Origin of the sequence: Mangrovihabitans endophyticus (assembly GCF_014646155.1) — a bacterium.
Classification (GTDB): Bacteria; Actinomycetota; Actinomycetes; order Mycobacteriales; family Micromonosporaceae; genus Actinoplanes; species Actinoplanes endophyticus.
The window spans coordinates 208321-221832 of sequence record NZ_BMMX01000006.1; the positions used below are offsets into that span (position 1 = coordinate 208321).

The 13512-nt window shown below is 70.4% G+C and carries 11 protein-coding genes; 8 read left to right on the forward strand and 3 right to left on the reverse strand.

Features of this window, described 5'->3' with window-relative positions; genetic code table 11:
* The first annotated feature begins 49 nt into the window (after positions 1-49).
* The 4 genes from IEY73_RS11005 to katG all read left to right on the forward strand — a co-directional run bounded on the left by IEY73_RS11005 (position 50) and on the right by katG (position 4845).
* On the forward strand, positions 50-1315 hold the full coding sequence (locus IEY73_RS11005; protein WP_189079031.1) for a sensor histidine kinase: 1266 nt from the start codon (positions 50-52) through the stop codon (positions 1313-1315).
* Positions 1288-1923, forward strand: a complete 636-nt coding sequence (locus IEY73_RS11010) for a LuxR C-terminal-related transcriptional regulator (protein ID WP_189079032.1) — start codon at positions 1288-1290, stop codon at positions 1921-1923. The genes IEY73_RS11005 and IEY73_RS11010 overlap by 28 nt, the downstream gene beginning before the upstream one ends.
* 210 nt (positions 1924-2133) lie before the next feature.
* Positions 2134-2565, forward strand: a complete 432-nt coding sequence (locus IEY73_RS11015; protein ID WP_229715747.1) for a Fur family transcriptional regulator — start codon at positions 2134-2136, stop codon at positions 2563-2565.
* Positions 2566-2631: 66 nt separating this feature from the next.
* Positions 2632-4845 carry a catalase/peroxidase HPI gene (gene katG / locus IEY73_RS11020; RefSeq protein ID WP_189079034.1) on the forward strand — a complete coding sequence of 738 codons (2214 nt, stop codon included), beginning with the start codon at positions 2632-2634 and terminating at the stop codon, positions 4843-4845.
* 572 nt (positions 4846-5417) lie between these two features.
* On the opposite strand, the gene IEY73_RS11025 is transcribed toward katG, so the two are convergent.
* Complete coding sequence (locus tag IEY73_RS11025; RefSeq protein WP_229715748.1) at positions 5418-6431, reverse strand: ArsR/SmtB family transcription factor; 1014 nt, start codon at positions 6429-6431, stop codon at positions 5418-5420.
* Between the two features lie 369 nt (positions 6432-6800).
* Between IEY73_RS11025 and IEY73_RS11030 the strand changes: the two genes are divergently transcribed.
* The gene (locus IEY73_RS11030) at positions 6801-8192 is read left to right on the forward strand and encodes a DUF1996 domain-containing protein (protein ID WP_189079036.1); all 1392 of its coding nucleotides are present in this window, start codon (positions 6801-6803) and stop codon (positions 8190-8192) included.
* A gap of 59 nt (positions 8193-8251) precedes the next feature.
* On the opposite strand, the gene IEY73_RS11035 is transcribed toward IEY73_RS11030, so the two are convergent.
* Together IEY73_RS11035 and IEY73_RS11040 are read right to left on the reverse strand one after the other, a co-directional pair.
* Positions 8252-9643 (reverse strand): MFS transporter, encoded by a 1392-nt coding sequence (locus IEY73_RS11035; RefSeq protein ID WP_229715749.1) that lies wholly within the window; start codon positions 9641-9643, stop codon positions 8252-8254.
* 8 nt (positions 9644-9651) lie between these two features.
* On the reverse strand, positions 9652-10089 hold the full coding sequence (locus tag IEY73_RS11040) for a MarR family winged helix-turn-helix transcriptional regulator (RefSeq protein WP_189079037.1): 438 nt from the start codon (positions 10087-10089) through the stop codon (positions 9652-9654).
* Positions 10090-10206: 117 nt separating this feature from the next.
* On the opposite strand from IEY73_RS11040, the gene IEY73_RS11045 reads away from it, so the two are divergent.
* The 3 genes from IEY73_RS11045 to IEY73_RS11055 all read left to right on the forward strand — a co-directional run bounded on the left by IEY73_RS11045 (position 10207) and on the right by IEY73_RS11055 (position 13438).
* A complete protein-coding gene (locus tag IEY73_RS11045; protein WP_189079038.1) occupies positions 10207-11325 on the forward strand; it encodes a MalY/PatB family protein in 1119 nt (372 codons plus the stop codon).
* Between the two features lie 83 nt (positions 11326-11408).
* The gene (locus IEY73_RS11050) at positions 11409-12395 is read left to right on the forward strand and encodes an aldo/keto reductase (RefSeq protein WP_189079039.1); all 987 of its coding nucleotides are present in this window, start codon (positions 11409-11411) and stop codon (positions 12393-12395) included.
* A 65-nt stretch (positions 12396-12460) separates the two neighbouring features.
* Entirely contained in the window at positions 12461-13438 is a 978-nt protein-coding gene (locus tag IEY73_RS11055; RefSeq protein WP_189079040.1) for an acetylxylan esterase, read from the forward strand.
* Positions 13439-13512: the final 74 nt, after the last annotated feature.

A 13512-nucleotide genomic window follows, 5' to 3' on the forward strand; every position in this document is an offset into this window, starting at 1 on the left:
CTTGCCGGCGCAGAATCTGACATGACGCAGACAGCGCCATGATGGTGTCATGACACTCCGGGAACACGTACGCACCGGCATGCGCGCCACGGCGTACGGACTGTTCGCGGTCGCCCTCGCGCTTCTCAACCCCGCGGTGCTGGCGCTCTGGCTGACGTCGTTGGTGCTCAGTCCGATTCCGGTGCTCGGCGCCGAATTTCTCGCGATGGCCACCAGCGTGGTGCGATGGCGTGCCGATCTGCAACGCCGCCTCGGATCGCGAGCAGGTGTGCCGATGCACCGTCCTTATCTCATCGCACCGGAGGGCGCCGGGCCGGGCAGCCGCCGCTGGCTGCGGTGGATCATCACGGATCCCGCCACCTGGCGCGACTTGGCCTGGCTGGTCCCGGGCGCACTGGTCGGAGCGGGGCTGGGCCTGATCGCTGTGGCGGTCACGGCGTACGGCCTGGCCGGTGCCGGGCTGCTGCCGCTGTGGCTGCTGCTGGGCGGGGTGTGGTTCGGATATGGCATGTTCTGGCCCACGGCGAACCTCACCGAAGCGTGGTTGGCCCTTCCGCAGGGGCTGTTCATCCTCGCTCTCGGCTTGTTCGTGGCGCCGATGCTGCGCGCCACCGACCTGCGGTTCGCGCGACTCTTCCTCGCGCCGACCCGGGCCACCGAGTTGCGGTTGCAAGTCGCTCATCTGACGGTGACCCGAGCCGACGCCCTGGACGCACAGGCAGCCGAACTGCGCCGCATCGAGCGAGATCTGCACGACGGCGCGCAAGCTCGGATGGTGTCGGTGGGATTGACCATCGGGCTCGCGGAGCGGCTCGTTCGCCGTGATCCGGGCGCCGCGCTCAAACTGCTCGCCGAGGCGCGCGCGTCGAACAACACCGCGCTTGTCGAACTGCGACACCTGGTCCGGGGCATCCATCCACCGGTGCTGGCGGAACGCGGATTGGAGGGGGCCGTCCACGCCCTGGCACTGGGTCTGCCGGTGCACACCGCGGTGAACGCGGACCTGCCCGGGCGGCTCGACACGCCGGTCGAGTCGGCGGTCTACTTCGCCGTGGCCGAGGCCCTGGCCAACCTCGGCCGACACAGCCACGCCCGTGCCGCACGAGTGGACATGCGCTACGCCAACGGCGTCCTGTTCGTCGAGGTCGGTGACGACGGCGTCGGTGGCGCCGACGCGGCGCACGGAACCGGCCTGCAGGGCATCGAGCGCCGGTTGGACGCGTTCGATGGGACCATGATCGTGTCGTCCCCAGCCGGTGGCCCGACCGTCGTGACCATGGAGATACCGTGCGTGTTGTCATCGCCGAGGACTTGACGCTGTTGCGCGACGGGCTCACCCGTCTGCTGCAAGCTTTCGACTTCGACGTGGTCGACGCCGTCGACAACGGCCCTGCGCTGCTGCCGGCGCTGTTGCGGTTGCGACCGGACGTGGCCGTCGTCGACGTGCGACTCCCACCGACCTACACCGACGAGGGACTGAAGGCGGCCATCGCCGCCCGCGCTGCCGTGCCTGGTCTTCCGGTCCTGGTGCTCTCCCAGCACGTCGAGCCGCTGTATGCACGGGAACTGCTTACCGACCAATGCGGAGGCGTTGGTTATCTGCTCAAGGAGCGCGTGTCGGATGTGGAGCTCTTCGTGCAAAACGTTCAACAGGTGGCGGCCGGCGGCACCGCTTTCGATCCCGAGGTCGTCGCTCAGATGCTGGCCCGGCGGGAACCGCTCGCCGATCTCACCGCACGGGAACGCGACGTGCTGCGACACATCGCAGAAGGCAGGTCCAATGCCGCCATCGCCGGTCAACTGTTCATCACGGAGAAGGTCGTCAGCAAGCACATCAACAACATCTTCGCCAAGCTCGGCCTGCCACCGTCCGAGGGTGAGAACCGGCGCGTGATGGCCGTGCTCAGGTATCTCGACGCCTAGCGTCCGTCAATGAACCTTTTTCAACCTGGCACCGGGCGCCGCGGTGCCACACACGGACTCGCCTGCACCGTCGCATAGTCACACGGCCGTGGTTCGTTGCCCAGCCGGCCGCGCCTCGTCGCACTCATGCCGGGAGTGGTACCCCTACGCACACCCCCGACATTCGCGGTGTACTTGATTGGTTCCAGAAAATGGGCCAGACTTCCGGACGTGCCGACGACGCCACCTCACGAGGCCGTGTTGCGCGGGGCCGGCCTGCGCGTGACACGTCCGCGGGTGGCCGTCCTCGCTGCCGTGCACGACCATCCGCATGCCGACACCGAATCGATCTTCAATGTCGTGCGTCGAGAGCTCGGCGCGGTATCCCACCAGGCCGTCTATGACGTCCTGCACGCCCTGACCGCCGTCGGCCTGCTGCGGCGGTTCGAGCCGATGGGCTCGGCGGCACGCTACGAGGCACGCACCGGGGACGATCACCACCATCTCGTCTGCCGGTTTTGCGGAGCCATCGCCGACGTGGACCGGGCGATCGGCGACACCGCCTGCCTGACGCCCGCCGACGACGCGGGATACGAGGTGGATCACGCCGAGGTCATCTATTGGGGCCGGTGCGCCACCTGCGCCGCACCGGCCGACGGGTGAGCACCGGCACCGCCGACGACCGTCACAGCCATCAGTAACCCCGACCGAGACAGCGGAAGGACCCACGTGTCTGACAAGAAGGACGCGACTCAGAGCGTCAGCGAAAGTGAAAACCCGGAGATCCCCTCGCCGGCTCCGCAGGTGAGCCGCCCCCGGACGAACCGGGACTGGTGGCCCAACCAGTTGGACCTCTCGGTTCTGCACCGGCACGCGCAGCGGTCCAACCCGATGGGGGAGGACTTCGACTACACCGAGGAGTTCAAGGGCCTCGACGTGGAGGCGCTGCGGCGTGACCTCCTCGAGTTGATGACCGACTCGCAGGACTGGTGGCCGGCCGACTACGGCCACTACGGGCCGCTGTTCATCCGGATGAGCTGGCACGCTGCGGGCACCTACCGCATCGCCGACGGGCGCGGTGGCGGCGGCCAGGGCGCCCAGCGCTTCGCGCCGCTGAATAGCTGGCCGGACAACGTGAGCCTGGACAAGGCGCGCCGCCTGCTGTGGCCGATCAAGCAGAAGTACGGTCGCGCGGTGTCGTGGGCGGACCTGCTGGTCTTCGCCGGCAACTGCGCGTACGAGTCGATGGGCTTCAAGACCTTCGGTTTCGGCTTCGGCCGCCCGGACATCTGGGAGCCGGAGGAGATCTACTGGGGCCCGGAGGACACCTGGCTGGGCGATGAGCGCTACAGCGGCGAACGGGATCTCGGCGAGAACCTCGCCGCCGTGCAGATGGGCCTGATCTACGTCAACCCGGAGGGGCCGGCCGGGCATGCCGACGCGCTGGCGTCGGCCCGCGACATCCGGGACACGTTCGGCCGGATGGCGATGAACGACGAGGAGACGGTGGCGCTGATCGTCGGCGGCCACACGGTCGGCAAGGCACACGGCGCGGTGAAGCCCGAATACCTCGGCCCGGAGCCGGAGGGCGCCCCGATCGAGCAGCAGGGCCTGGGCTGGTCAAACTCGTACGGCACCGGTAAGGGCGCCTACGCGATGACCAGCGGGCTGGAAGGTGCCTGGACCACCGACCCGATCAAATGGGACAACGGCTACCTGGACAACCTGTTCTCGTACGACTGGGAGCTGACCACTAGCCCGGCCGGTGCCAAGCAGTGGAAGCCCAAGGGCGACGCGGGCCGGGACACCGTGCCGGACGCGCACGACCCGTCGAAGCGGCACGCCCCGATGATGTTCACCTCCGACTTGGCCCTGAAGATCGACCCGATCTACGAGCCCATCGCACGGCGCTTCTGGCAGAACCCGGACCAGCTCGCCGAGGCCTTCGCCAAGGCCTGGTTCAAGCTGCTGCACCGCGACATGGGACCGATCTCGCGGTACCGCGGTCCGTGGGTGCCGGGGCCGCAGCTATGGCAGGACCCGGTCCCGGCGGTGGACCACGACCTGATCACGGAGGCGGACGTCGCCGCACTGAAGGACAAGGTGCTCGCCTGCGGCCTGTCCGTCTCGCAACTGGTCACCACCGCGTGGGCGTCCGCGGCGAGCTTCCGCGGCACCGACAAGCGCGGTGGCGCCAACGGCGCGCGGATCCGGCTCGCGCCGCAGAAGGACTGGGAGGTCAACAACCCGGCCGAGCTGTCCACCGTGCTGGGCAAGCTGGAGCAGGTGCAGCAGGAGTTCAACGGCGCGCAGCCCGGCGGCACGAAGGTCTCGCTGGCCGACCTGATCGTGCTGGCCGGGTGCGCGGCCGTCGAGAAGGCCGCCAAGGATGCCGGGCACGACATCACCGTCCCGTTCGCGCCGGGCCGCACGGACGCCTCGCAGGAGCAGACCGACGTCGACTCCTTCGCGGTCCTGGAGCCGCGTGCCGACGGCTTCCGCAACTACCTGCGCGCCGGGGAGAAGCTGTCGCCGGAGACGCTGCTGCTGGACCGGGCGTACATGCTGAACCTGTCGGCACCCGAGATGACGGTGCTGGTCGGTGGCCTGCGGGCGCTGGGTGCCAACGCGGGGCAGTCCGCGCACGGCGTGTTCACCGACCGGCCGGGGACGTTGACGAACGACTTCTTCGTCAACCTGCTCGGCATGGGCACCGAATGGAAGGCGTCCGAGAAGGAGGAGAACACCTACCAGGGCCGGAGCCGCGTCACCGGTGAGCCTACGTGGACGGCCACCGCCGTCGACCTGGTCTTCGGCTCGCACGCCCAGTTGCGTGCCATCGCGGAGGTCTACGCGACCAACGACGCCAAGGAGAAGTTCGTGCGCGACTTCGTCGCGGCATGGGACAAGGTCATGCGCCTGGACCGCTTCGACCTGGCCTGACGGGCCCTGGCCTGCCTGGGTGACGTGCCGGCTCCCGTTCGGGGTGAACGGGAGCCGGCCGGTGTCGCGGCCGATTTCGTCAGTGTCGCCCCGTGCCGATCTGGCGAAATCCGCACCGCCCGGTGCGGTGTCAGCGCGTCCGGTGCAGGGTCAGCGGCTGGTCGTCGTCGAGCCAAAGATCGATGCGGTCGGGCGACCATGCCCGTACGCGGCGCAGCGGCCGCAGGAGCGAGCACGGCCAAGCCTTGGCCGGGGTCCCGGCCCTGATCGCCGCCGGAGATGCCCGCGCCGACGCCACCGTTGTCGGTCCGGGCCACGACGACAGCCGCGCGCGGCGATGCGCGCGGGACCGTGTCACCGTGGCGGCCACCGCAACACCGAGCAGTCTTGTCAGGCTTGTCACTCGGTCCCCCCTTGCGTGAGTTTCGGCCCCCGGTTGCGCCTCTCGACGCCGTGCGCCTGCACGGGGGAATCCCCGGGAAAGCGGTACGGAGCCGGATGCCATCCATCAGGTTCCGAAAGGCGGGACCGGTGCGGGAGTCACTTTCGATGAGGATCGAAAAGCCTGCGTGTCAGGAATTTGCCTCAAGAAGTCTCGCCCCCGCCGGCGCGAGCTGGTGCACGACGCAGTTGTCCTGGCGGCGGCTGTCGATGAGGCCGGCGCCGCGCAGGATCGTGGCGTGGTGGCTGGCGGTCGCCGGGGAGATCCCGACGCGTCGCGCCAGCTCGCCCGTGGTCGCGCCATGTGTGGTCGCGAGCAGGACCCGCAGCCGAGTGGTGCCGATCAGCGGGCCCAGTCGGGTGCCCGGCGCCCCGAGGCCCCGGCCGCCGTCGAGCTGCCCGTCGCCGCCGGAACGCCCCGGTCCGCCGTTTCGTGCGGGCATCAGGTTTACTCGCTGCCGATGCGCCGGATAGGACAGTGTGGGTGTCAGCTCGGGGTCGGCCAGGGTGACCGGGTCCCGCCAGCAGAAATAGGACGGCACCAGGGTCAGGCCGCGACCGCCCAAGTGGAGGTCGCCGTCCCGGGGGTAGCCGTCGACGGCCAGCACCGGCGGCTTCCATCGGGCCAGCGGGCCGACGTCCTCCAGGGCCCAGCCCAGACCCCGGTCCAGCACGACGGCGCCGCGCACCGCACGCTCGGCGGCGACCGTCCGGGTGACCTCGTCCCAGTACGGTGCGACCGCCACCGCGAAATAGGCGCGTAGCGCCGCGCCGAGCTCGTGCAGCGCCCTGGACCGTGCCGCGGCGAGGTCACCCAGCCATCCGGTGGTGCCCGGCGGCTGTGCCATCCGGCCGAGTTCCCTGCGGATCCGTGCCGGGTCGGTGTCGAGCAGAAGATCGATGCCCTCGTCCAGGTCGTCGACCGGCCCGGGGGTGAGGAAGTCCGGGAAGTAGCCGCCCAGCGGGACGAGCGGCAGCAGTTGGGTCCGGACCATGGCGGTCAGGCCGGCGCGTTCGAGGTCGCGCCGCACCCGCACGTGCCAGCCCTCGTAGGAGGAGTAACCGCGCCGGGTCTGCAGCCGGTGCAGGCTGGCGATCAGCTCCCACAAGGGATCGGGGCGAGTGGCGAGTCTCGTCCTCGCCATGTCCTCTGCATTGAAGTGGATCTGCAGCGTGCCCATAGCGTCATGGTCCCCATCGGGCTGGGTCTTTGTCTGTCCGTGCCCGGACATGCGTGATGTCGCCCCGCCACTCGTAAGTTAGCCGCGACGTCCGGTCGGGGCGCAAGCATTCTCACGGGCCGGGAAGCGCCGAGGTCACGGGGAAGTCGTGTGCGGAAGCGCTTTCCCGAAACAGTCCGTTTGAAGATCATCCATCCAGGATGCGTTGAAGAAAGCGCTTCCTCGTGTGCATACTGTGCGGACCGCAATGACGGCCAGTCCTCCCGCACATCCCCGGATCCGTGGTCCACCTCGGATCCAGCCGGGAGGCGTCCTCCGACGCGAAGGATCGTTATGCGCACATCCCCGTTCCCCACCCGCACCCTGTCCACTGCCCGCCCCGCCCGCGCCGCCGGCGTGTTCGCCGCCGCCTTCGGCCTCGCCGTGGTGGCGAGCGTCGCCACGGCGGTCACCGCGCAGGCGGCCACCACCACCGTGCAGGCCGAGTCGTACGCCGCGCAGTCCGGCGTGCAGATCGAGAACACCGCCGACGCCGGCGGCGGCCAGAACGTCGCCTACGTCTCGCGGGGCGACTGGATGCGGTACGACAACGTCGACCTTGGACCGGCGGGCGCGTTGCCGGTCTCCGCTCGGGTGGCGTCGGCCGCCGGTTCCGGCACCATCGAGCTGCGCACCGGTTCGACCAGCGGTCCGCTGCTGGCCAGCTTCTCGGTGACCCCGACCGGCGGCTGGCAGAGCTGGACCACGCTGACCGCCACCGCCGCGAGCCACCCCACCGGGGCGCAGACGGTCTATGCCGTGATGTCCAGCCCCGCGGCGGGCGACTTCGTCAACATCAACTGGTTCCGCTTCGGCAGCGGCAGCGCCGACGGTCCGGGGTGGATCCCGATCGACGCGGCGAAGTGGCAGGCGCAACTGGCCGCGTTCAACGCGCTCACCCCACGAACCGTGCCGGCCGGGACGGTCCGGGTGCCGGAGTTCAACGCGACCTGCGCGTACAGCCACTCCCGCACGGACGACCCGATCGTCTTCCCCGGCATGCCGGGCTCCTCGCACATGCACACCTTCATCGGCAACGACAGCACCGACGCCTTCACCACGACGGACACGCTACTGGCCCACACCGGCACCAGTTGTCGTCCGCTGCAGGATCTGTCCGCCTACTGGATCCCCACGCTGTACGAGCACGAACAGGCGATTCAGCCCAAGGACGTGGTGGTCTACTACGGCTCTCGGCTCGTCGACCCGACGCACACGGTGCCGTTCCCGCAGGGCTTCCGGATGATCGCCGGGGACGCGCGGGCGCAATCGCCCACGCCCGCCGGTTCGGTGAACCAGTTCTACTGCGCCGGACCGGGTGGTGAGATCGGCCGCAGCGCGGACGGCAACTGGCCGCGGTGCGCCTCGACCGCGAACCTGATGTTCCAACTGGTGTTCCCGGACTGCTGGGACGGACAGCACCTGGACAGCCCGTCGCACAAGGAACACGTCAGCTACATGATGGACGGCACCTGCCGGGGTGACTACCCGGTCGCCATCCCCTCGGTGTCCTTCCTGATCTCGTACCCGACCAGCGGCAGCGCCGACGGATTCCGGCTGGCGTCCGGCATGGCCTCGTCCATGCACGGCGACCTGTTCGCGGCGTGGGACAACACGGCCCAGGGCACCCGGGTGAAGAACTGCATCGTGCAGAAGGCCAAGTGCAACACCGCCGGGGACTTCTGACGTACGCCGTGCGGCCGGTCGCGTGGGCAGGATGCCCACGCGACCGGCCGCGCCGGTGCTCAGTCCTCCGCGTCTCGCGAGCGGGACTCGTCCGGTTCCGATCCGACCCGGGACAGCGAGCGGTCCGCGACGACCATGATGAGCAGGAGGACCGCCACCACGATCAGGAAGATGGCGAAGTGGTGCAGGCCGGCGGTGTCCGCGCGGCGGTGGAAGAACGCGCCGGACGCGGCGGACGACACCATCGCGCCGAGGTAGGTGAAGGTGCGCAGCAGGCCGGCCGACGCGCCGATCCGTGCCGGGTCCGCCTGGTGATAGACGGCGTTCTGGTTGGCGAGGCTGTTCAGGCCCTGAGGCAGGCCCAGCACCACCGCGATGAGCACCGGCAGCCAGACCGGGCTGCCGTCGCCGAGGAGCAGCATCAGGCAGCAGGCCACGATCTGGGCCGCCGCGCCGACCAGCAGTTTGATGCGGAACTCCTGGCGCCGACCGGTGAGCGCGGCGACCCCGATGGCGACCAGCGACATCGGCAACAGCACCAATCCGGCCTGCGAGGCGTTCAGGCCGCGGCCCGCTTCCAGCCATTGGGTGAAGCCGTAGAGCACGGCGTACGCGATGGTCTGCGCCAGCAGGGTGCGGACATAGGTGGCGATCAACGGCGGGTTGCCGCCGAACACGCGCAGGTCGAGGAAGGGCTCCGGGAACCGCAACTCGCGCAGGGCGAAGCCGGCACCCGCCGCGATCGCCAGGGCCAGCACCCAGAGATGCGCCACCGACGGCTCCATCAGGAAGAGCATGAGCGCGGTCAGCATGCCGGCGAACAGTCCGATGCCCAGCAGGTCGAACGGCTGACGTCGGCCGTCCTGCCGGGACTGCTCGGTGCGGGGCAGCCGGATCGCACCCAGCGCCAGGGCGGCGACGGCCAGCGGGACGTTCACCGCGAAGACCGAACGCCACCCGCCGAAGTTGATCAGCAGCCCGCCCAGGGTCGGCCCGACCACGACGACGGTCTGCGCGGACACCGACAGCGTGGTGAGCACCCCCGCCGGACTGTCCACGCCGGTGCGCCGGGACTCGCTGCGGATGAGATACATGGCGGCCGGGTAGCCGGCGCAGGTGCCCAGTCCGAGCAGTGCCCGGGCGGCAACGAGCACGCCGAGCGACGGCGCGACCATGCCGATCACCCCGGCCACGCCCACCAGAGCGGTGCCGACGAAGTAGAGCCGCCGCGGGCCGAAGCGGTCGACCAGCCGGCCCATCACCGGCTGCCCGGTCGCGGTGGCCAGATAGAGACCCGAGACCAGCCACGCCGTCGCCTTCGGTGAGGCGCCGAAGGCGATGCCGATGGGCACCAGCGCCACCGCGATCATCGACGAGTTGATCGGGTTCAGGATGGCGCCGAGCACCATCGGGGCGATCAGCTTGCGGTCGAAGGCGGCCTCGTCGCGCACGCCGGAACTCACCGCTCGACCAGCCGGTCCATGAGCTCCAGCGCCGCGAGGATCGTCTGCCGTTCGTCCTCGGTGAAGTCGTCGGTGAGCGACCGCGCCATCCACTCCTCGCGTTGCCGGCGGGAGCCGAGAATCGCCTCGGTGCCCGCCGGGGTCAGCGAGACGAGCTGGCGGCGGCCGTCCGCCGGGTCCGGGGCGCGCTCGATGAACCCGTGCTGCTCGATGGCTGCGAGCGTCGCGGCCATCGACTGAGGGCGCACCCGCTCGGCGGCGGCCAGGTCGCTCATCGAGGCCGGGCCGCCACGGTCGAGGCGGCTGAGCACCGCGAGCTGTGACGGGGTGAGGTCATCGAGGCCGGCCACCTCGCGCAGGCGGCGGCGCAGGCGGCTGAACACCACCCGGATCTCTCGGGCCGCGTGCACCGCGGACATCGGCATCTCGGTCATGATGCGATAGACGCTAGATCCTTCAGTTCAAACTGAAAAGTCTTGACTGAAGAATTTTCCGGCCGGGCGTACCCCGACGGGGCTGCCGGGGCACGCCCGAAGCCGCAGAATGAAGCGATGATCATCGACTCGCTGGACCATCTGCGGCGGCGTCGCAGCGCCAAGTGGCGCCGCTACCCGGACGACGTGTTGCCGCTGTTCGTCGCGGAGATGGACGTCCCCCTCGCGCCCGCCATCGCCGATGTGCTGCGGGCCGCCGTCGAGTCCTCGGACACCGGGTACGCGATACCCGGCGCCGATCTCGGCGAGGCGGTGGCCGGCTTCGCCGCCCGGCGGTGGGGCTGGCAGGTGGACCCGGCGAAGGTCACCGCGGTCGCCGACGTCGGCGTCGGAGCCGTCGAACTGCTGCGGGCACTGACCAGCCCCGGCGACTCGGTGGTCATCAGCCCGCCCGTCTATCCGCCGTTCTTCCACTGGGTGCAGGAGGCGGGCGCGCAGCTCCGCGAGGTACCCCTCGCCGACGGCCGTCGCTTGGACCTGGCGGCGCTGGAGACCGCCTTCGCCAGTCACCCGGCCGCATATCTGCTCTGCAACCCGCACAATCCGGTCGGCCGGGTGCACACCCGCGACGAACTGACCGCCCTGATCACCCTCGCTTCCCGGTACGGCGTGACGGTGATCAGCGACGAGATCCACGCACCGCTGGTGCTTCCGGGCGCCACGTTCACCCCCTTCCTCAGCCTCCCCGGGGCGGCCGACGTCGGCGTCAGCCTGATCTCGGCGAGCAAGGCGTTCAACCTCGCGGGCCTGAAATGCGCGGCGGTCGTCGACGGCACACGATCGGTGGCGTCCGCATTCCCGCCGGACGCACGCTGGCGCACCGGTCACTTCGGCGTCCTGGCGACCGTCGCCGCGTTCACCCACGGCGACGCCTGGCTGGATGGACTGCTGGGCTTCCTCGACGAACGCCGGACGCAACTGGGCACGCTGTTGCACGACCGGCTTCCGTGGATCACCTGGACGCCGCCCGAAGGCACGTTCCTCGCCTGGCTGGACTGCCGGGCGAGGCCGGACGAGGAGCAACCCGCCCGGCGCTTCCTGGACCGGGGCCGGGTGGCGCTGGAACCCGGCCTGCGGTTCGGCGCGTCCGGTGCGGGATACGTCCGGCTGAACTTCGGCACCAGCGCGGAGATCCTGGACGAGGCCACGCAACGGATGGTTCGGGCGTACCGGTGATCACACACCCTCCCGAACCGCGCCGTCGCGGACGTAGCGTCGGATATGACGAAGCTCGCGACCAGCACCAAGGAGTGCATGTGATGGACAAGCGCACGCTCGGCACCGGTGGTCTGGAAGTCTCCGCCCTCGGCTTCGGCTGCATGGGCATCAGCCATGCGTTCGGGCCGGCGGCCGAGAAGTCCGACGGCATCGCGGTGATCCGGGCAGCGGTGGAGCGCGGCGTCACGCTCTTCGACACCGCCGAGGTCTACGGCCCGTTCGTGAACGAGGAACTCGTCGGTGAGGCCCTCGCGCCGTTCCGTGACCAGGTGAAGATCGCCACCAAGTTCGGGTTCGCCATCGGCGGATCGCGCGAGAGCGGGCTGGACAGCCGGCCCGAGCACATCCGGCAGGTGGCCGACGCCTCCCTCAAGCGGCTCGGGGTGGAGACGATCGACCTCTTCTATCAGCACCGGGTCGACCCGGATGTGCCGATCGAAGACGTCGCCGGGACGGTCAAGGCCCTCATCGAGGAGGGCAAGGTCCGGCACTTCGGTCTCTCCGAAGCCGGGGTGCGGACCATCCGGCGCGCCCACGCGGTGCAACCGGTCACCGCCCTGCAGAGCGAATACTCGCTGTGGTGGCGCGAGCCGGAGGACGAGATCCTGCCGGTGCTTGAGGAACTCGGCATCGGGTTCGTGCCGTTCAGCCCGCTCGGCCGCGGCTTCCTGACCGGCAAGATCACCGCGGACACCCCGCTGGCGGACTCGGACCTGCGCCGTAACCTGCCCCGCTTCGCACCCGAGGCGTTGCGGGCGAACAAGGCGCTCGTCGACCTGATCGGCGAGGTCGCCGCCGGCAAGGGCGCGACTGCCGCGCAGATCGCCCTGGCCTGGCTCCTGGCCCGCAAGCCGTGGATCGTGCCGATCCCGGGCACCCGCAACGTGCAGCGCCTGACGGAGAACCTGGGCGCCGCCGAGGTGGAGCTGACGCCGGCGGATCTGGCCCGCATCGAGGACGCCGCGGCGCAGGTCCCGGTGCAGGGCGAGCGGTACCCCGAGCAGATGCAGCGTTTCGTGGACCGCTGAGCGCGTGACCGCCCGGGACGGCGATCATGGACGGGTCAGCCAAGCCGCCGAGGAAGGACCCGTCCATGCTCACCGACCTCCCCTCCGCCGACCTGCACACGTACCGCAGCGACCAGACCGAGCCGGCGGACTTCGACGAATTCTGGGCGGGCACACTGGCCGAGGCGGCGGCGCACGACATCGACGTACGCCGGGAGCCGGTACGCACCGGCCTGACCACCATCGACACGTACGACGTGACGTTCCGCGGCTACGCCGGGCAGGAGGTACGCGCCTGGCTGCGGGTGCCGGCCGGACACCAAGGCCCGCTGCCCGCCGTCGTGCAATACGTCGGCTACGGCGGCGGGCGCGGGCACGCCCTGGCCAGCCTGCTGTGGGCGTCGGCCGGCTTCGCGCACCTGCACATGGACACCCGCGGCCAGGGCGCCGGATGGAGCGTCGGGGAAACCCCGGACCCGGCCCCGGCCGGCCCGCAGGTGCCCGGCGTGATGACCCGCGGCATCCGGAACCCCGCGGACTACTACTACCGGCGGTTGACCACCGACGCCGTACGCGCCGTGGACGCCGCCCGGTCGCTGCCGGAGATCGACTCCGGCCGGATCGCGGTGCTCGGCGGCAGTCAGGGCGGCGGCCTTGCGCTCGCGGTCGCCGGACTGCGCGACGACCTGGCCGCGGCGGTGGCGTTCGTGCCGTTCCTGTGCGACTTCCCGCGCGCCACTCGGATCACCGACGAATACCCGTACCGGGAAATCGCCGACTACCTGAAGACCCACCGGGAAAGCGTGGACCAGGTGCATCGCACACTGGCCTACTTCGACGGCGTCAACCACGCCCGCCGGGCGCGCGCCTCGGCCCTGTTCTCGGTGGCGCTGATGGACGAGACCTGCCCACCGTCCACCGTCTACGGCGCCTTCCATGCGTACGCGGGTCCGCGCCGCATCCTGGTGTGGGAGTACAACGGCCACGAGGGCGGCGGCATCCTGGACGAGGCGCGGGCGCTGGACTTCCTGCGCGAGCACCTAACCCCCACAGCCACCCCCTAACCCCGACCCCGCCCCGCCCGGCCCCGCCCCGCCCGCCCCGCCCGGCCCGCCCCGCCCCGCCCCGCCCCGCCCCG